The 19,033-nt window shown below is 60.8% G+C and carries 19 protein-coding genes; 2 read left to right on the top strand and 17 right to left on the bottom strand.

Features of this window, described 5'->3' with window-relative positions; all coding sequences use genetic code 11:
- Positions 1 to 295: 295 nt before the first annotated feature.
- From galE to F599_RS16020, 5 genes are all read right to left on the bottom strand, one after another.
- Positions 296 to 1,285 (bottom strand): UDP-glucose 4-epimerase GalE, encoded by a 990-nt coding sequence (gene galE, locus F599_RS0104865; RefSeq protein ID WP_019542402.1) that lies wholly within the window; start codon positions 1,283 to 1,285, stop codon positions 296 to 298.
- Positions 1,286 to 1,415: 130 nt separating this feature from the next.
- Positions 1,416 to 2,594 (bottom strand): galactokinase, encoded by a 1,179-nt coding sequence (locus F599_RS0104860; RefSeq protein WP_019542401.1) that lies wholly within the window; start codon positions 2,592 to 2,594, stop codon positions 1,416 to 1,418.
- A 184-nt stretch (positions 2,595 to 2,778) separates the two neighbouring features.
- Positions 2,779 to 2,943 (bottom strand): hypothetical protein, encoded by a 165-nt coding sequence (locus F599_RS15520; protein ID WP_019542400.1) that lies wholly within the window; start codon positions 2,941 to 2,943, stop codon positions 2,779 to 2,781.
- Positions 2,906 to 3,598: a glycosyl hydrolase 53 family protein gene (locus F599_RS13630; protein WP_019542399.1), complete on the bottom strand. Its 693-nt coding sequence runs from the start codon at positions 3,596 to 3,598 to the stop codon at positions 2,906 to 2,908. Before F599_RS13630 ends, F599_RS15520 begins: the two co-directional genes overlap by 38 nt.
- Complete coding sequence (locus F599_RS16020; RefSeq protein ID WP_026327827.1) at positions 3,595 to 3,786, bottom strand: S-layer homology domain-containing protein; 192 nt, start codon at positions 3,784 to 3,786, stop codon at positions 3,595 to 3,597. Before F599_RS16020 ends, F599_RS13630 begins: the two co-directional genes overlap by 4 nt.
- A gap of 191 nt (positions 3,787 to 3,977) precedes the next feature.
- On the opposite strand from F599_RS16020, the gene F599_RS15515 reads away from it, so the two are divergent.
- Positions 3,978 to 4,220: a hypothetical protein gene (locus F599_RS15515; RefSeq protein ID WP_020700498.1), complete on the top strand. Its 243-nt coding sequence runs from the start codon at positions 3,978 to 3,980 to the stop codon at positions 4,218 to 4,220.
- A gap of 92 nt (positions 4,221 to 4,312) precedes the next feature.
- On the opposite strand, the gene F599_RS0104835 is transcribed toward F599_RS15515, so the two are convergent.
- The 6 genes from F599_RS0104835 to F599_RS0104810 all read right to left on the bottom strand — a co-directional run bounded on the left by F599_RS0104835 (position 4,313) and on the right by F599_RS0104810 (position 10,412).
- Complete coding sequence (locus F599_RS0104835; RefSeq protein WP_019542397.1) at positions 4,313 to 5,359, bottom strand: DUF6339 family protein; 1,047 nt, start codon at positions 5,357 to 5,359, stop codon at positions 4,313 to 4,315.
- A complete protein-coding gene (locus F599_RS0104830) occupies positions 5,356 to 6,357 on the bottom strand; it encodes a hypothetical protein (protein ID WP_156021937.1) in 1,002 nt (333 codons plus the stop codon). Before F599_RS0104830 ends, F599_RS0104835 begins: the two co-directional genes overlap by 4 nt.
- Complete coding sequence (locus tag F599_RS0104825; protein WP_211209069.1) at positions 6,245 to 7,903, bottom strand: hypothetical protein; 1,659 nt, start codon at positions 7,901 to 7,903, stop codon at positions 6,245 to 6,247. The genes F599_RS0104830 and F599_RS0104825 overlap by 113 nt, the downstream gene beginning before the upstream one ends.
- 426 nt (positions 7,904 to 8,329) lie before the next feature.
- Complete coding sequence (locus tag F599_RS15510) at positions 8,330 to 8,485, bottom strand: restriction endonuclease (RefSeq protein WP_156021935.1); 156 nt, start codon at positions 8,483 to 8,485, stop codon at positions 8,330 to 8,332.
- Entirely contained in the window at positions 8,482 to 9,060 is a 579-nt protein-coding gene (locus tag F599_RS0104815; RefSeq protein ID WP_019542393.1) for a hypothetical protein, read from the bottom strand. Before F599_RS0104815 ends, F599_RS15510 begins: the two co-directional genes overlap by 4 nt.
- Before the next feature lie 272 nt (positions 9,061 to 9,332).
- A complete protein-coding gene (locus tag F599_RS0104810) occupies positions 9,333 to 10,412 on the bottom strand; it encodes an FAD:protein FMN transferase (protein ID WP_019542392.1) in 1,080 nt (359 codons plus the stop codon).
- 89 nt (positions 10,413 to 10,501) lie between these two features.
- On the opposite strand from F599_RS0104810, the gene F599_RS0104805 reads away from it, so the two are divergent.
- The gene (locus F599_RS0104805; RefSeq protein ID WP_019542391.1) at positions 10,502 to 10,780 is read left to right on the top strand and encodes a hypothetical protein; all 279 of its coding nucleotides are present in this window, start codon (positions 10,502 to 10,504) and stop codon (positions 10,778 to 10,780) included.
- A 196-nt stretch (positions 10,781 to 10,976) separates the two neighbouring features.
- Here F599_RS0104805 and rfbD read toward each other — a convergent pair whose 3' ends face one another.
- From rfbD to F599_RS0104775, 6 genes are all read right to left on the bottom strand, one after another.
- The gene (gene rfbD / locus F599_RS0104800; protein ID WP_019542390.1) at positions 10,977 to 11,822 is read right to left on the bottom strand and encodes a dTDP-4-dehydrorhamnose reductase; all 846 of its coding nucleotides are present in this window, start codon (positions 11,820 to 11,822) and stop codon (positions 10,977 to 10,979) included.
- 134 nt (positions 11,823 to 11,956) lie between these two features.
- Positions 11,957 to 13,288, bottom strand: a complete 1,332-nt coding sequence (dnaB, locus tag F599_RS0104795) for a replicative DNA helicase (protein ID WP_019542389.1) — start codon at positions 13,286 to 13,288, stop codon at positions 11,957 to 11,959.
- Positions 13,289 to 13,312: 24 nt separating this feature from the next.
- Positions 13,313 to 15,262 carry a Lon family ATP-dependent protease gene (gene lonC, locus F599_RS0104790; RefSeq protein WP_081626330.1) on the bottom strand — a complete coding sequence of 650 codons (1,950 nt, stop codon included), beginning with the start codon at positions 15,260 to 15,262 and terminating at the stop codon, positions 13,313 to 13,315.
- Between the two features lie 324 nt (positions 15,263 to 15,586).
- Entirely contained in the window at positions 15,587 to 16,030 is a 444-nt protein-coding gene (gene rplI, locus F599_RS0104785; protein WP_019542387.1) for a 50S ribosomal protein L9, read from the bottom strand.
- Positions 16,002 to 18,011 (bottom strand): DHH family phosphoesterase, encoded by a 2,010-nt coding sequence (locus F599_RS0104780; protein ID WP_019542386.1) that lies wholly within the window; start codon positions 18,009 to 18,011, stop codon positions 16,002 to 16,004. The genes rplI and F599_RS0104780 overlap by 29 nt, the downstream gene beginning before the upstream one ends.
- A 4-nt stretch (positions 18,012 to 18,015) precedes the next feature.
- On the bottom strand, positions 18,016 to 18,981 hold the full coding sequence (locus F599_RS0104775) for a YybS family protein (RefSeq protein WP_026327825.1): 966 nt from the start codon (positions 18,979 to 18,981) through the stop codon (positions 18,016 to 18,018).
- Positions 18,982 to 19,033: the final 52 nt, after the last annotated feature.

The raw sequence follows: 19,033 nt of genomic DNA, 5'->3' as shown, positions 1-19,033 counted from the left end.
AGGTTCTTCTGTACCGCAAAATGAATCAGGCGATTGATTTCATGATTGATCGACATCTTCATCCATTCCTTTCTCTCCACGCGGATCATACGAAAAGAGGCTCCCGCACGAAAGCCGCCTTCCCCCTATGGGGAAGGCTTCCATGTGACAGCCCCTCCCTTATATATCATAGATTGTTTACTATGTAAATCCCCAAGAGCGCAAGCCGCAGGCGCAGCGCGATTGGCTGGATTTACTGCAAGGACGGGCGCACAATGTCCACAAAGTGGACGTTTGTGCGTTGAGTTTGTCATGGTCAGTCCTGATACCCGTCCGGGTGCTTCTGATGCCACGTCCAGGCCGTGCCGATGACCTGCTCAACATCCGTATAGCGCGGCTGCCAGCCGAGCACCTTGCGCGCCTTCTCGCTCGAGGCGATGAGCTGCGCGGGGTCGCCGGCGCGGCGCGCGCCCATCTCGACCTTGATATCCTTGCCCGTGGCCTTCTTCGCCGCCTCGATCATCTCCTTGACCGAGAATCCCTGGCCGTTGCCGAGGTTGAAGATATTGCTCTCGCCGCCCTTCCGCAGATACTCGAGCGCGAGCACATGCGCGTCCGCGAGGTCGATGACGTGGATGTAGTCGCGCAGGCACGTGCCGTCCGGCGTCGGATAGTCGTCGCCGAAGACCGTGATGTGGTCACGCTTTCCGAGCGGCACCTGGAGGATGAGCGGGATGAGATGCGTCTCCGGGTGGTGATCCTCGCCGATGGAGCCGTCATCGAGCGCGCCCGCCGCGTTGAAGTAGCGCAGCGACACATAGCGCACGCCGTCGGCGCGGCTCACCCATTTCATCATCTTCTCCATCGTGCGCTTCGTCTCGCCGTAGGTATTCGTCGGGTTCGTCTCGTCGTCCTCCATGATGGGAACGCGCTTCGGCTCTCCGTAGACGGCCGCCGTCGAGGAAAAGACGATCTTGTCAACGTGATGGCGCACCATCGCCTCGAGCAGGACCTGCATGCCGTAGACATTGTTGTTGAAATACTTCAGCGGCTTCTCCATGCTCTCGCCGACGAGGGAATTCGCCGCGAAATGGATGACCGCCTCGATATCATTCTCGGTGAAAATCTTGTCGAGCACAGCCGCGTCGCGGATATCGCCCTCATAGAACTTCGCCTGGGGATGGATGGCCCCGCGATGCCCCGTCTGGAGGTTATCGACGATGACGACATCCTCTCCCTTGGCCACGAGCTGATGCACAGCATGGGAACCGATATAGCCGGCACCGCCGCAAACAAGAATCGACATATTGACCTCTCCCTTTCTATCTGTTTTCTATTCTAGCACGTTTACTAGAGGATTACTAGGATGTTTTCTGTAAAATTTCTGTTTCTTTTCTGGAAAATGCCACAAGCGTTTGAAAACCGCACTGCGCCGTTCAGTCGAGGCGATGCGTCCCCTCCGAGATGCTCGCGACATAGAAGCTCGGCGCGTAGCCGATGCGTTCCGTATAGGCCGCCGCGACCTTCTCCTTGAACGCCTCGATGGCATCGTTCTTCACGAGGCTCACCGTGCTGCCGCCGAAGCCCGCGCCCGTCATGCGCGAGCCGATGACGCCGGGCAGCGACCAGGCAATCTCCGCGAGCGTGTCGAGCTCCCGGCCCGTCACGTCGTAGTCATCGCGCAGCGAGAAATGTGACTCGTTCATGAGCTTGCCGAACTGCGCCACATCATCGCGCTCGAGCGCCGCCACGGCCTCGAGCGTGCGGTTGTTCTCAAATACCGCGTGATGCGCGCGCTGACGCTCGAGCTGCTCGGCGATATGGCCGGCGATCTTCTCGAACGCCTCGTTCGAGAGTTCGCCGAGCGCTTTGAGCTCCGGGCGCACCTCGCGGAGCTCATTGAGCGCATGCTCGCACTGCGCACGGCGCACGTTGTAAGCGGACGAGGCGAGGCTGTGCGGCTTGTTCGTGTTCGTGATGACGATGCTCGCGTCCTTGAGCACGATCTTGCTGTAACGATAGTCGAGCGTGTTGCAGTCGAGCAGCATCGCACAGTCCGCCTTGCCCATGCCGACCGCGAACTGATCCATGATGCCGCAGTTCACGCCGACGAACTTGTTCTCCGCCTGCTGCGAGAGCTTCACCATCTCGAGCATCGGCAGGCCGAAGGAGAACGCCTCGTTCAAAATGACCGACATGAGCACCTCGAGCGATGCCGACGAGGAGAGGCCCGCACCGCCCGGCAGCGTGCCGTTGATGACGATGTCGAAGCCATGCGACGCCTTGTATCCCGCCTTTTCAAAGACATCTACGACGCCCATGAAATAATTCGCCCAGTCCTTCGCCGCATCATAGACAAGGCCGCTCATCGGAAACTCGATGACGCCCTTGTCCGCGAGATTCATCGAATAGACGCGCGTCACAGCGTCCGCGCGGTCGCGCACGAGCGCGTAGGTTCCGAGCGAGATCGCGCACGGGAACACATGCCCGCCGTTGTAGTCCGTATGCTCACCGATGAGGTTCACGCGCCCCGGTGAGAAATAGCGGCGCTCCGCCTGTGCGCCGAACTTCTCCTCGAATACCTTTGCCATCCCTGCCAGAAATTCCTTCTCCATGATATGCCTCCTATTTCTTCCTGTAAACGTTTTCTAAAATCCCCAGAAAGAAAAGCAATCCCTGCGCCGAGAAATTGCTTCCCTTTATTTTGTTTCTATTCGTATTGTACCGCGCGGGTCAGCGCGTGTCAATACGAAATCGTAAACGATTTCAGATTATTTTTTTCCGCTGAACAAGGGAATGTCACTCCTGGCGATAGAACTCGAAATTGTCAAGGCTGCCCCAGGTGCCCGGCCCGGCCTCCATGGCAACGCCGACCGTACAGGTGCCGTTTTCGACCTCGATGTCCTGAATCTTGAACGTATGCCACTCATTCCACTTCGTATTCTGGATATCTGCCGTCTGCACCGCGCCGCCTGTCTCCGCAAAGAGCCTGTACTTCGACTGGCCGCCGCCGCCCTGCGTCGAGACGGCGAGCGTATACTTGCCGTCCTTGAGCCCCGTGAACCGCTGGCTGATCTTGAATTGCGATGTGGATCATCGTTTTGATGCCCGCGTCCGTATCGTGCACGGCCTTGAGGCCGCTCGCGACAAACGAGGCGAGCGTCTTGCCGTTATCCGCGGACGGCAGCTTGCCGAGCGGCCAGATCATGCCGTTCGTAATCTCGTTGCCGACCTGCACCATCTCAGGCAGCGCGCCCGCCGCCTTGAAGTCGGCGAGCACCTGCCTCGTATAGTCATAGACATCCCACTGCACCTTCTTGGCGTCGTCCTTCTCCCAGGCCTTCGGCGCCCACTGCTTGCCGGGATCCGCCCAGAAATCGCTGTAGTGGAAATCGATGAGCACCTTCAGCCCGAGCGCGTGCGCGCGCAGCGTCATCGCGAGCGCCCGCTCCGCCGTCGTATAGCCGCCACCGTTCTCATGCACAGGATCGTTCCAGATGCGCAGGCGGATCCAGTTGATGCCGTACTTCTTCATGATGGCGCCCTTGTCCTTCAGGCCGACCGAGCCGTATTTCTCCGCAGCCTTTGCGACAATCTCCGCCATCTCGTAGCGGTTCATGAGCTTGTCGCCCTGGAACGTGCCGTCGCGTAGCCCTCGATGACGCCGTCCTTCGCGAGCATCGCGAGGGCGTCGTACGACCAGTGGTCTGCCGGTACATCGTTAAAGGGATTCTTCGCCGCGAACGCCGTCGTGGCCGAGAGCGTCGTGGCAGCCAGGATGGCCGCGATGAGTGCTTTCTTTTTCATTCTCTTTTTCCTTCTTCAATCGTAACCGTTTCCTCTCGTGGAAACGTCTCGTCTCGCCACGGTAACCCCCACCGGGCAAAATCTCTAGGAATATATAGAAAAAGCAAGCAGCGCGCTTGTCGCCATGTTCCCAAGGATCTGCTTGCTGATTCTCTTATATCAGACTGAGCCTCTCCGGCTCAGGCCATGCAGTGGAGCGCGAAGTCGAGGGCCTTGTCCGGGTCACGCGCATCGCCCACGCCGCCGTCTTCGGCTACAAGCACCACCACGTCTCCATCACCAGCGTCGACGCCACGAGCCGCCTCCCCCTCTACGTCATCAGCCGCATCCTCATCGACTACCTCACCAAGCAGCTTGAAGGGGCTCGGACCGCCGCCGAAAAAAGAAAGCAGCGCACCGCAAGGCGCACTACTTCTAAGGAAGCGCTTCCCTAAACAAAATCTGCCCGGCACGCGCTGCCGGGCAGTAGGAACTCTCTCGCCTGCCCGAGCGGCAGGCGTTTTTCATGTCTGGATTGCAAGATGCATTACTTGATACCGATCACCACATACACCTGCCCGTCGATGGACAATTCATCATGCAGCTTTTTCCCCAGCAGCGACGCCGCTACCGTCGGCATTTTCCCATCACGCATCTTGATCTGAAAAGAACGCTTCCTTGTACCATCAAGCGCCTGCAAGTCCACTGTATTCCCCTCTACAATGCAGCGTTCCACCGGCTCGATAACCATCTCGCTGTCATCCGCCTCCGCTGCGTCATCGCCAGCATCGGCAACATCGGCAGTACCAAAGGCTGCTGTTCCTTTTCCCTGTACGAGCTTCTCGACTATCTCGATAAAGTTCTCCTTGATTTCCTCTGCTGACAAACAATCCAGGATAACCCGGCCGCCCAGAGCATTCAACGCACTCATCGCCGGACGGATATGCTTTTTCTCTATCAACGGTTTCCCTTGGCTTGTGAAATGTTCTATTCCTCGAATGATGCCGTCGACAATCACGGGATTTGAAGAAAATGTATTACTGTAAAAGATTGCTGTGATTTTTGAATTCAAATCCTTATCCCCCAGGACATCCAACATGTGGAAAGGATTTTTTCTGTCTTCGGAACAGAGCGCCTTCCCGACCCACCAGCATTTGGCGAATGTATTCCGATAAAAGCCGCTCCGCACACCGCCTTGGAAGAAAAACCGCGTCAGAATTTCCGACACATCCTTCTGTGCGTCCTGCGGCGCGCGCCGATCGTAACCCCAGCGCCGCCGCATATAGGAGTAGAACATCCCATGTGTCATACCGGCCCACAGCCGTTCATCACTCGCCTGCGTCTCATTGAGCACTTTGAGATTGCGGTAGATGATTTTGCAATTCTCAAGATCGATCCTGCCGGCACTTGCGCCGTCATCCAAGCTAGCCAGCTCAAAATCCGGGACCTCGATGCCCGCGTCCTCAAATGGATCCTCGCCGCAAATATCCATAAGCCATGCACCATCGGCCTCCGTGAAATACTTCGTATAGACATTCGGCAGCTCCGCCTTCAGTACGCCCAGGGAAGTGCTTTTCATGAAATACAGCTTCATACGTCATCCTCCCCGTCGTCCCCGAAATCATTCCGGATTGCTTGCAGCGAAGCAAGCGCCTTGACAACGGGGAATTCCATAACTTCTTGTGCTTTATCAAAAGACGTGCGATTCCTGTCCCGCAACGTTTCCTCAAAATCCTTGCCCCGGCTCCGATAAGACTGTTCTAACGCCTCATACCAGGCACAACCCGTATAATCATGCCTATCCGTCGCGTCCTCCTCATATTCCTGATCAAGCTCCTCGAACATATAGACGAGCGCGGGCAGAATGAGCATCGCGTTCAAGACCGGCTGCATCTCCGTGTCATTGTTGAATTGCTGATAGAGGCGATACTCCGGTTCCAGTAAGCTGATCAGGATCTTGTCCCCCTCGAGAAACAGCTGCATCCCCTGTCTGCCATCATCCTGCCGTTTCCGGATATAGAAAAGAGATGGATGCGCCGCAGATTGATGCATGCTTTTAGCAATGCTGAGATTCGGGAGATTCTGATAGGCCAGGATGGAGCCCTTTTCCAAATCAAACCGCAAGCCGGAAAAATCATCCACCCATTCCTCGCTGTGGAAGCCAGAAATATGCTTTTTCGTCACGACAAACGCCACGATTTCCACCATGTGGTTGATTTTCTCCAAAGGGATCCGCACCTCGAACTGCGGCGATGCAAAATGATACGCCTTCCGGAATGCCGTACTGGAACATTCGATATGGATCAGGTATTCCGCCTCGCCTTGTCCAATCATGCGGATCAAACTTTCCGAGGTCAGCTGGACAGAAAAATGCAAAACGAAATCCGTCAATTCCATGTGCTCACTCATCTCGACAGAGAAGATTGCCTTCCGATAATCATCCTTATCCGCCGCCAAGACAGGGTACGCATATAAACGTTTAGTTATCTTCATACGCGTGCACCTCCATGGCATACTCCTTCTCCGCCAGTAAAGAGAACTCCAGCTTAACGCGGTTGCCCGGCTGAAGATTGCAGAAATGGATGCTCCCATCAATGACCTCTGCCATCTCCAGATTCGTCCACGACTGGATCTTTCCCGCCCTCAGTAGGACGCTTTTTCCATTCTCTCCCACAGTGACAATCTCCAGCCGTCCCTTTCTGACAGGCACAGGCACTTCGAAGAGCAACCGATAGTGATTGCCGGACAGCTTCAGAATGCGCAATGACTGCAAAGGGACATCCTGCCATTTTCCGCGCTCCGGCTTCAGCAAGAGATCCTTTCCCTGCGGATCTTCCTCTCCCTTGTGCATGGTTTTCTTCTTTCTTTTGCGCGTCCCCTTGAGCAGCCGCATCACGGAGTGAATCCCCCGTTCCGTGATGGTCCCCTTCGTCTTTTTCGTCCGACCGGTTTCCTTTCCCTGCTCCGCGGGCTGGTTCCTGTGCAATATGCCCCTGCTCGGCTCCGGCGCAGGCTGCTGCGCCGCCTCAAACTCCGAATGCGTTGGCTGAATCGTCTCCTTTGGCTGCTCCTGACTCTCCACAAGCGCGATGGTCGGCGGCAGTTCCATCGCGCCTTCCTGCAACATCGAGCTGAGCCCCTTGACCTCGACCTCCTCATCGACTACCTGCTTATCCACGAGGCTGATCACACTGTCCTGCACCCAATCCCGCATTTCTTTCAAATAAAGCTTTGCCCGGGATGGACTTGGATGACGCTTGGCCTCCCATTTCGTATGATCCGTATTCTCCATCGCCCGGAAAAACGCATTGAGCTTTTCGCCCTGGAGCTCCAGTATGCCAGTGAAATTGATCGTCTTCGATATGCTTTTCATATAATACAACGTCATCCCTGACTTGCGCACTACGAGAACCTGTCGGTTCAGACTTGGCTCACCCTCTTGGTTCAAGCAGCGCAGATTCAAGGTACCAAGGCCATGGAAAGGCGTTGAAAAAGAATTCACACGCTCAGAATAACGCAGGAGGAGGTACGTGTTGTAGAGGTTCTTCACCTTCGCTTTCTTGCTCCGCGCATAGAACTTTTCAACATAACGCCCTATGCTCGACCGCTCCAGGATCTCCCGCGTTCCCGCGTTATTCTCAAAGACGACCGTCAGACGGTTCCTATAGATGGCATAAATGAAGTTAGAAAGAAGCTCCAGCTTGATATCCTCATCCCAGGAGCCCATCTCCGTATCGACGTCTTTCGGGCTCTGGAATCCATAGACAAAGACATCCGTGCCAGTTCCCTCACGCCGATTCAGTGCTTCAAGCTCCGGGATCTCCGGCACCGGTAGATTTCTCTGGGGGTTGCCATAATACCCGATGCCCGTCGTCAAATGATCCGCATCACCCTGTTTCGGAAAAGAAACCAGCCGCATCATCCCCTGTGCCGCGCGCTCTCCCTGCTCGTTCAATGTGCGATAAAATACGAGCCTGCACCACGAGCTGACAAACGGCGCGTTCTTCCCGATGCCGAAGCTTCCCGCGCTGTCGCCCGCCTTCGTCGCACCGCCATCAAGGCGCGTCAAAGCATTCCAGCCATCGAGCCGATTCGGCTCATACGGATAGGAAAGCCCTGTCGTATGGTCATCACTCATGCGCAATACCATCATATCGAGAGGATCATTGATCTTGCGCACCGCCTCGTTCAAGAAATTTTGAGTATCCGGGCTTGTCTGCGTATCCCAAAAGGCCTTAGCATCTTCCAACGCTCGTTTAACGGCAGCATATCCCGGCATCCGCTTCTTCGGGACGCTACGCCAGGCAAATGTCACCGTCACTCCGTCTTCGCCATCCTTCAGCGCATCCAAGGAATTCTGACAAATCTCGCGTGCCAGGGCGCCGATCCGGTTCCCCTGGAAAGTCGCCATCCCAGCATCCGCGATTCCTCTCGCCTGTCCACTGTTATTCTCCGGGAAATTCCAACACCCAGCTGTTTCTCCTGTCATAAACGTACTCCCTTTTCCTAGATTCTCTGCTAACGTGAGGTCTTGCAAAAACATCTCATTTCATGATTGCTCCTTTCAGAAGCTCATGACGAGCTGACGCAGCGCCTCGTAGCTGTCGACAACATCGTAGCGCACAGCGTCGCCGCTGATGACACAGAAATGCTTTTTCGCGCAGCTGATCTTCGCCTGCTCGACGGCGCGCAGTTCCATGCTCTCCACGCTGCCCATCATCGCCATCTCATCCTCTTCCCCTGTCCTTTCTGTCCATCTCTCCCCTTCGCCCCGAGCGCATAGACGCGCCCATTCGCCTTTTTCACCTTCACGAGCTGATACGTATAGCCGCCGATCGAATGGACCGCGCCGACATAGTCGCCGCGGAAGGCGTTGAAAATCGGCGGCGTCTTGGTCTCGGGGAAGTCAAGTTCCCGCTCGTATTCCTCCCCGTCACTATCGCGGAGGGTGATGGTGTCGTAGAGGCCTGCCCTGTTGATGACGTCCGGGCAGTCTATGAGACGCGCGGCAGCTTCGCGCTGTTCTCGCAGGGACATTTCTTTGCCATGCCTATGGGAGAATGTCCTCCCCGCGTCCTTGTCGCGTTCCGCTGTGACGTCCTGCATGGAGGTATCCGGCATATATGCATCCTCGATGTCTCGTTCGCGCTGCAGGCGCCGACGCTCCGCACGCGTTTGCGGGCGTTTCGGGGCGGGGCGTTCGATGCCGTCGAACGCTCGTTGCAATCGCTCTATGGTTTTCCCGTTTTCATAATGCGATGCTGTGCCCATCCGTTCTGCGCGCCATCTCGACATAAAGGTCCCTCCTCGAAGGTATCTATAGGAAGCACTGATTAATTCAGCACTTCCTATAAGAAATTTCTCTTCTGTTTCTTTCTACAGCTTAACCTATTTCTATGTCATTCATTCGCCAGAAATCAGAAATTTCCTGCTGTCCCCATCTTTTTCTCACGCCGTGCGCCACGAGGACGTGCCGATGGGTGTATGTCCTACAATTTTGCACTCATACACTGGCGTCTTGATAAAAACCGCAGGTGCAGCCGAAGCTGCACCTGCGGTCGCAGTGCCTATTCTCCATCCTCCCAGCGTACATTCCCCGCCTGTTTCTGCAAGAGATTTCTCAGGGATGCACCGCCTGCGGGGAGGGCTTCGCCGAGGCGGTAGGCAGCGGTCGTGTCCGGGGAGATGAAGAGAACTGTGGCGGGGAGGTCGGCCGCCTTGAGCAGCGCGCGTCCCTTTTCCTCGCCGAGGACGAAAAGGGCGGTCGTGAGGAGGTCGCTCATCATGCCCGCGTGGTCGCCGCGCAGGATGACGGTGACGCCGTAGAGGCCGGAGGATGCGGGGGCGCCGGTGCGCGGGTCGAGGATGTGGTGGTAGCGCTGGCCGTCCTGCTCGAAGTAGCGCTCGTAGTCACCGGAGCTTGAGAGGGCAGCGTCTGAGATCGGGAGGATGCCGAGGTACTCCTGCGCTGTCTCGCCGCGCGGCGCGCGGATGCCGATGCGCCAGTCGTCGCCGTGTTCGTTCTTGCCGAGGGCATAGAGCGAGCTGCCGCCGAGGCTAATCATGCCGTTTTTGACGCCGTGCGCCGCGTAGATGGCCCGCACGGCGTCGAGGGCGTAGCCTTTGGCGATGCCGCCGAGGTCGATGTCCATGCCGGGTGAGCGGAGGCGCGCGCGCTGGCCGTCGCCTGCAAGCTCGAGGCGCTGCCAGCCCACATGGCTGCGCGCAGCCGCGATCTCCTCCGGCGCGGGCACGCGGGCGCGGTCGGTGCCGATGCCCCAGAGCGCGACGAGCGGGCCCGCCGTCACGTCAAAGGCGCCGTCCGTGCGCGCGGCCCAATCCTGCGCGGCCTCTAGCATCTCGTAGACCTCGGGCGAGATCTCCACCCATGCGCCTGTCCCCGCGGCGGCGGCGAGGCGCGCGGCGTCGCTCTCCTCGCCTGTGCCAGCGATCCGGTCGAGACGCTGCAGGAGCGCGATGCTCTCGTCGACGGCGGCTCTCGCCTCGCCGTCCACGGCTGTGAGCTGCGCGACGGTGTCCATGACGAGCACGGTCTTTACCACGGGCTCATGCCCGCAGGCGGGAAAGAGGAGCAGGAGGAGCGCGGCGAGCAGGGCCGCCGCGAGGATATTTGCTTGTTTCTTCATGCGCGTACTCCTCTCTCGTGCGCCGCCCCACTAGCAGGAAAACGACACAGGTATGGCGAATGAGTGTAGTATAGAAAGGTTGTGTTCCTATGGCCCGGTTTCACGGTCACGGCGACAAGGTCGCTTATTTCTTCATCGCGGTCAGCGTCTATCTGCTCCTGCGGGCGTTCGCGGAGGCGAAGGTCTCGTCGCTCACGGTAGAGCTGCTCTACGTCTCGATCGCCATCTCTCTTTTGACGAGCAATGTTCCGCGCGTCGTCGATGTCCCGCTGCATCTCGCCTATCCGCTGCGCTGCGTCGAGCTTTTCTCATTCCTCCTCGCCGTCGCGGCGTTCTTCTTGCTCTGCGCGCGGCGGTTTCTGCTCTGAGACAGGGCCCGCCCAGAATCCGCGGCTCACGTCAAAGCCGCATGAGCGCCTCCCCCGGCGTCGCTTGCTATCGCGCGGCCATACGCCCGCACGCAGACAAGGGGCTGTCGCACGAAAGGATTTCCCACCAAGCCGTCAGGAAACTCTCTCCTGACCGGGCAGCGTGGTGAAAATGCTTCGTGCGACAGCCCCTTTTTCATTCCGCGAGTTCTCTGAGGTAGCGCGCGAGCGCGTCCTGCCAGTCGGGCAGGCGCGAGAAGCCCGCGGCGTCGAGGCAGCGCTTGCTGAGGCGCGAGTTCTTCGGGCGCTTCGCGGGGGTAGGATAGGCGGTCGAGGGTACGGGGGTGACGGTGACCGCCCGCCCCGCCTGGCGGAAGATTTCCTTCGCGAAATCCGCCCAGGAGCAGACGCCCTCGTTCGTCGCGTGGTAGATGCCGTAGCGCTCGCTCTCGACCATATCTACGAGCAGGCGCGCGAGGTCGCGCGTGTAGGTCGGCGAGCCGATCTGGTCGTCGACGACGGTGAGCGTGTCGTGCGTCTCGGCGAGGCGCAGCATGGTCTTGATGAAGTTCTTGCCGTTCACGCCGAAGACCCAGGAGATGCGCACGATGAAATAGCGCGTGAGGAGCTCCTCGACGGCCTCCTCGCCCGCGAGCTTGGAGAGGCCGTAGGCGTTCTGCGGCCCCTTCGCGTCGTCCGGCTCGTAGAAGTCCTCTCCCGTGCCGGGGAATACGTAGTCGGTCGAGAGGTAGAGGAGCTTCGCGCCGATGTCCCGGCAGGCGGTGGCGATCTCGCGCGTCGCGCCGCCGTTGACGATCATGCAGGTCTCCTTTTCCTCCTCGGCGCGGTCGACGGCAGTGTAGGCGGCGCAGTGGATGACGGCGTCGGGGCGCACGCGCTCGATATAGGCGCGCAGCGCGGGAAAGTCCGTGAGCGGCATTTCCCTGCGCGTCGCGCCGACGGCCTCATGGCCGCGCGCCGCGAGCTCCTCCATGACGTCGTGGCCGAGCTGGCCTGTGATGCCTGTGACGAGTATCTTCATTTGCTGTCTTCCTTTCAGAAACCGCTGCCGCGGCTGCGTTGCTGCGAGCATCCGCATGGTGCGCTGACGGCAAGGCCACGCGCGGCAAACGCAGCGAAGAGAGAGCGCGCGTTGCTTCCTGCCCAGAAAGCGCCTCATTCCATATGCGAGAGATCGCGGAACTTCGTGAACTCTTTCTGGAAGAAGAGCTCGATGGTGCCGATGGGGCCGTTGCGGTGCTTCGCGATGATGACTTCCGTGATGTTCTTGCGCTCGGTCTCCTGGTCGTAGTAGTCCTCGCGGTAGAGGAACATGACGATGTCGGCGTCCTGCTCGAGGGAGCCGGACTCGCGGAGGTCGGAGAGCATCGGCTTTTTCACCGTGCGGCTCTCGACGCTGCGCGAGAGCTGGGAGAGCGCGACGACGGGGACGTCGAGCTCGCGCGCGAGGGCCTTGAGCGAGCGGGAGATCTCGGAGATCTCCTGCTGGCGGTTGTCGCTGCTGCTGCGCGCGCGGCCCTGCATGAGCTGCAGGTAGTCGATGACGATGAGGTCGAGGCCGTGCTCGGCCTTGAGGCGGCGGGCCTTCGAGCGCAGGTCCATGACGTTGATGCCCGCGGTGTCGTCGATGTAGATGGAGGCCTTGGAGACGCGGTCGGCCGTGTTGATGAGCCGATCCCAGTCCGCGTCCTCGAGCTGGCCCGTGCGCAGGCGCTGCGAGTCGATGCCGCCCTCGGAGCAGAGCATGCGCTGCACGAGCTGCTCCTTACTCATCTCGAGGGAGAAAAAGGCGACGGTGTGGCCGTGCATGGCGGCATACGTCGCGATGTTGAGCGTGAAGGCGGTCTTGCCCATCGAGGGGCGCGCGGCGACGAGGATGAGGTCTGATTTCTGCAGGCCGCTCGTGTCGCGGTCGAGGTCGCGGAAGCCCGTGCTGATGCCTGTGAGGCCGCCCTGGTTCTCGTAGAGCGTCTCGACGCGTCCGACGGTGTCGATGACGATGTTCCTGATGGGCTCGAAGGCGCCGCCCGTCTGATTCGCGGCGACGGCGAGGATCTTCTTCTCCGCGTCGTCCATGATGTCCTTGACGTCGTCGGTCGCCTCGTAGGCCGCGCTCGCGATCTCTGTCGCGGCGTCGATGAGGTGGCGCAGCTCGGATTTCTCCTTGACGATCTGCGCGTGGTAGACGATGTTCGCCGCGGTCGGCACGTAGTTCGCGAGGGCCGTGATGAAGGAGATGCCGCCGACCTTCTCGAGCATTTCCTTTTTGCGCAGGGCCTCGGTGAGCGTCACGAGGTCGACGGCCTCGTTGTCGCCCGCGAGCTCGAGCATCGTCTCGAAGACGATGCGGTGTGCCTCGCGATAGAAGTCGTCCGGGCGCAGGAGTTCCTGCGCCTGGGTGATGGCTTCCTTCTTGATGAGCATGGCGCCGAGCACGGACTGTTCGGCTTCTATATTCTGCGGGGGAACCCGCTCGGGTAGTGGCATGATGTTCCTTCCTTCTTACTCACCCTACGCCTCCGGCGAAAAGATCAATGCGAAGGCCTCCTCCGCCGTTTTGACCGGGCGGATGTCGAGCCCGAGGAGGTCCTGCGGGATGTCTTTTCTGTTTTCCTCCGGGATGACCATGAGGCGGATGCCCGCCTGCTTCGCACCGTAGGCTTTCTCGAAGACGCCGCCGACGGGGCGCACGCATCCCGCGAGCGAGATCTCGCCCGTGACGGCGACGTCCTGGCGGATCTTCCTGCCTGTGACGGCGGAGACGAGGGCCGCGAGGATGGCGGTGCCGGCGCTCGGGCCGTCGATGTTGCCGCCGCCGATGACGTTGATGTGGACGTCGTAGTCGTGGATGTCCTTGCCCGTGACTTTGCGCAGGACGGAGGCGGCGTTAAAGACCGAGTCCTTCGCCATCGAGCCGGCCGTCTCGTTGAAACGCACCGTGCCCTTGCCCTTTTCATGCGCGGGGAACGCGACGGCCTCGATCTCGATGACGGAGCCAAGGAAGCCCGCGACGCCGAGGCCGAAGATATGGCCCTGCTCCGCCGTCTGCTTCGCCTTTTTCGTGACGAACTGATAGAGGCGGCTGACCTGCGCGACCTCGTAGATGTCTTGCTTCTCCACGGTGAGCTGGACGGCGGCGAACGCCTCCGCCGCGGCCTGCTGCCGGTCCTCGCCGGCCTGCTCCGCCGCGCGCAGGGCCTCGCCGATGCGCACGTCCTCGCCGCTGCGCTCGAGCGCGAGCGAGTAGGCGTCCGCGAGGATGTTGATGGCTTTGCGGCCCTCGATGGTGTACTCCGCGATGAGATCGGCGACGCCGTCCGCGAGCTCGACGTGGAGCTTTTCCGCCGCGTTGCCGATGATCTTCACGATGTGGGCGGGCGTGAGCGGCTCGAAGTAGATCTCCGCGCAGCGCGAGCGCAGCGCGGGATTGATGTGACCCGCGTCGCGCGTCGTCGCGCCGATGAGCACGAAGTCCGCGGGCGCGCCCTCCTCGAAGAGCTGCCGGATGTAGGGCGGCACCTTCGGGTCGGTCGGGTCGTAGTACGCCGAGTCGAAATAGGCGCGCTTGTCCTCGAGGACCTTGAGGAGCTTGTTCTGCAGCATCTCGTCCATCTCACCGATCTCGTCGATGAAGAGGATGCCGCCGTGCGCGTCCGTCACGAGGCCCGGCTTCGGCTCGGGAACGCCGTTGTCGGCGAGCGTCTTCTGCGCGCCCTGATAGATGGGGTCGTGCACGGAGCCGAGGAGCGGGTTCGTGATGTCGCGCGGGTCCCAGCGCAGCGTCGTGCCGTCCGTCTCGATGAAGGGCGCGTCCTCGCCGAACGGCGAGAGCGGCTTCTTCTTCGCGGCCTCGAGCACGAGGCGCGCCGCCGTCGTCTTGCCGACGCCCGGCGGGCCGTAGAGCAGCAGATGCTGCGGATAGGGGGACGAGAGCTTCGCCATGAGGGATTTCACCGCGCGCTCCTGGCCGACGATCTCATCGAAGCTCTGCGGGCGCAAGAGCTCCATGACGGACTGCGTGAGATGAATCTTGTTCATGCGTTCGAGCTTCTCGCGCTTCTCCGCGTCCTGCGGCGACTCCGTCTCGCCCTTTTCCTCCTTGAGGACTTGCAGGCGGATGTCCTTGACGTAGTCCTGGTGCTCCTGCTCGAGCTTGTCGTTGACCTTTTTCTCGATGGAGTCCTCGACATTCTTGCGCGCCATCTGCTCCGCGATGCGCTCGGAGAGCTCCGAGAGAATCTGCGGGATCTCGTCCTCGCGCGGAGCGGGGCCGAGCGTCGGGTTCTCGAGCAGGATGCGCTCGAGCGCGAGCACGCGGTCCGCGCGGCGCGGCGAGCGCATGAGCGTGAGCGCACCGAGCTTGCCGGCCTGCAGTACGAGGCGGTCGGAGCCCATCGTGTCGACGAGCACGGCGTAAAAGGCCGCGATCTCGCGGTCGAGCTCCGCCTCTACAGGGTCCATGCCCTCTGCCTGCGCTTCCTCCGGTTTCTCCGCCTGCGGCGCGTCCTCACCGGACGGCGCAAAAGACGAGGGCTGCCCCTCGCCTTTCTCCGTTGTCTTTTCCTGATGCAGTATGTCTAAAATATTTTTCCAAAAGCTCATAGTTATCCTTGCTGTCGTTCTTTCCTGAAGGGCATGCGCCCCTGCCGTGCCACACCTCTTCCACCGCTTCGCGGTCCCTTCCCCCAGGGCTGCCACTGGCAGGCCGCGCCTGAGGAGAAGGTTCCTGTGCGCCATCATCCGCGGCACGTGCCGGATAACGACGCATCACCAAGGGGACCGTATTTACTTCGCCGTGACCTTGACCTTGATGGTGCTCGTGACGGACGGGTGCACCTTGATGACGGCCTCGTAGAGGCCTTCGCCCGTGACCTCGCCCTTGATGGCGATCTTGCGCTTGTCGATGTCGATGCCCTGCTTTTTGAGCGCGGCCGCGACGTCTTTGCCCGTGACGGAGCCGAAGAGCTTGCCGCCCTCGCCGATCTGCACGGGGATCGTCACCTCGACCTTTTCGAGCTGCTTCGCCATGAGCTTCGCCTCGTCGGCCGCCATCGCGTCCTTGCGCTCCTTCGAGCCCTTTTTCGCGTTCGCGACGTTGAGGTTCTCCGCCGTCGCGAGGATGGCTGCCTTGCGCGGCAGCAGGAAATTGCGGCCGTAGCCCTCCGAGACCTCGACGATGTCGCCTTTCTGACCAAGTTTCTTAACGTCCTGCTGAAGTATCACTTTCATCTGAATCAAACTCCTCGATATAGTTTTTACTCTTCTCTATGGCCTCCGCGAGCACGTCCTCGACGCTGCGTCCCTTGAGCTGGGCGCCCGCGACGTTCTGATGGCCGCCGCCGCCGAAGGCCTCCATGATGACCTGCACGTTGAGCTCGCCCGTCGAGCGGGCCGAGATGCCGACCGTGTCCTCGCTGAGCGCGAAGACGACGATGCTCATGCGCACGCCCTCGATGCGCAGCAGCGAGTCCGCCGTCTGCGCCGCGATGACCTGGGCGTTCGCGAGCGGCCCCGGGATCGACGTCCCGATGAGTCCGCCCGCGTAGAGCACAGAGTGCGCCTCCGCGCGCGCGAGCGCCACCGTCGTCTCGTAGTCCGAGCGGAAGAGGTGGCGCACGACGACGGGATCGGCGCCGCTCCTGCGCAGGTAGGCCGCCGCGTCGAACGTGCGCACGCCCGTCTGCACGGCGAAGTTCTTCGTATCGACGACGATGCCCGAGTAGAGCGCCGTCGCGACGAGGCGCGTGAGCTTCATATCGTCGCTGAAGTACATCAAAAGCTCCGTGACGAGCTCGCTCGTCGAGCTCGACGCAGGCTCGATGTAGACGAGCAGCGGGTTCTTGATGAAGCTCTCGCTGCGCCGGTGGTGGTCGATGACGACGACCTGCTGTACGCGCTCTAAAAGCGTCGGATCGGCGACGAGGTGCGGGATGTGCGTATCGACGACGAAGAGCGCGGGATTCAGCGCGTCGAGCGTCGTGACATCCTCCGCGTGGACGAAGAGGCCCTCGTACTCCTCCTTGCCCTTGAGCAGCTCCTCGAACTTGTCGATGCCCGCGTTCATCTCGGAGAGGATGATGTGCGTCTTCTTGCCGAGCGACCGCGCCATGAGCGCGACGCCCATCGCCGCGCCGAAGCTGTCGAAGTCCTCGTTGTGATGACCCATGACATAGACGGCGTCCGCGCCCTCCATGATCTCGCGCACGGCATGCGCGACGACGCGCGCCTTGACGCGCGTATGCTTCTCGACCGCCTTCGCGCGGCCGCCGAAGAACTGCGTCTTGCCACCGAGAGCGACGGCTACCTGGTCGCCGCCGCGGCCGAGCGCGAGGTCGAGCCCCGCCTGCGCCTGGCGGCCGAGCTCCGCCATCGACTGCGCCTCCGCGACCGCGACGCCCATCGAGAGCGTCACGGGCAGGCGGTTCGTGTTCTGGAGCTGGCGCACCTTGTCGAGCACGTCGAACTTCTCCGCCATCGCCTTGTCGAGCGCACGGCGCTCGAGCACGGCGATGTAGAGGTCGTCGGACACGCGCCGCATGAAGCCGCCGAGGTTCTTGAGCCAGTTGTCGAGCGCCTGGTTCACCGCGAGCAGGAGGCTCGTGCGCTCCGCCTCGGACTGGCGCTGCATGACCTCATCGTAGTTGTCGATCTGGATGTAGCAGAGCACCGTGCGGCTCTCCTGATACTCCGTCTTGAGCCGCGCGACGCCCGTGACGTCCTCGACGAAGAGCACCATGTACTCCGGCTGGTGCACGGCGAACTTCACGGGGCGGTATTTCACCTGATAGTATTTGTCCTCATGGGCGAAGACATACTCGCCCTCCGTGCCCCAGACCGGCTCGAGGATGATGCTCGGCCAATAGTCCTTGAGGTCGGCGTCCTGTTCCGGGGCTGCGCCGAGGAACCCCTCCGCCTGGCTATTCGCCCACTGGATGCGGCCCTCCGCGTCGACGACGAAGATCGCCTGCGGCAGACGCTCCATCGCGTAGTTCATGAGCTCGTTGACATTGGCGATGACGCTCTTGCAGTAGCGCTCGAACCGCCGCGAGCGGTCGAGGCAGCGCTCCTTCGCGAAGAGCGCGAGGCACACCCAGACAACGAACGCCGTGAGCGCGAGGAAGGAATTGTAGAACGAGAGCAGGCCGATGAGCAGCAGCATGATGAAAAGATGCAGCGTCAGGTCCACCCACGCCGAAAGATTGCGAGGCATCGGCTCACCTCCCGCCGGTCCTGCCGGCAAATCGCTTGCGATAATCAAAGAACATATCAATGAGCCCCGTAAAGGCTACGATCTGGAGCAGCAGCCCGTTGAACAGCACGAAAACATAGATGAGGATGCGCACACCCCTGCCCAGGCGGAAATGGCCGAGCAGCACCGAGAGGAGCGAAAGTCCCTGGATGCCGCCCGCGAGCATCGCCGCCATATTCGCGTTGAGCGCTGCCGTGTAGACAGCCGGCAGCTCACGCGTGCCGCCCCAGTAGAGGCCGACGAGCGAGAAGCCGAAAAGATAGAGAAAGCCGACCGGCAGCCGCCATGCGCCAAACGGCGGCAGCTGCGGCGCCGCGCTCCCCAGGCGCCTGAGGATACGCCCGCCGAGCAGGAAGAGCACGACGGTATCGGAAAGCCCCATGATGAGCACGACGAGCGGCGCGAGCTTCCCGATCATCGTGAGCGCCGCCTCGATCTCGCCGCGCGACTGCGCGACTGCCGCGGCATCGATCCCCATATCCTCATACATCGAGAGCGTCGTCGAAAACGCCTGCGTGAGACCGTCGAGCTGTGCCTGCCACGGGTCGATGCCCATGAGGAAAAAGAGCAGCAGGAACGCGAGAAGCTTGCTCACGACGGACGCCGCGAGCCCAGCGAGGAATGTGCGCACGCCGCCCCAGCCGCGGCCGATGCCCCAGCCGAGCACAAGCCCGACGGGCGCGAACGCCACGCACAGGCGCAGCGAGAGAAGCGGCCCCGCAAAGAGCGACAGCACCGCGGACGCGGCCACCGCCGCCGCCACGCCGAACCGCACGCCCTGACGCACCACGAGCACGAGCAGCGGCAGCGCCCAGAGGAACACGGCGACGATGCCGAGGACAGGCAAAAATACCGCCATGAGCCCCAGAACGACAGAAAGAGCGGCGAGGATGCCGCTCTCCGTCAACGGGGTCAATCGATGGGAAATCATGTCTTCACCCTTTCCGTAATCGAAACCATGCCCTATTATAGCAGAAAGTATC

The sequence above is a fragment of the Selenomonas bovis DSM 23594 genome (assembly GCF_000381005.1).
Taxonomy (GTDB): Bacteria; Bacillota; Negativicutes; order Selenomonadales; family Selenomonadaceae; genus Selenomonas_C; species Selenomonas_C bovis.
The sequence above is the reverse complement of the archived record's forward strand: the minus strand, read 5'-3'. Positions and strand labels throughout refer to the sequence as shown.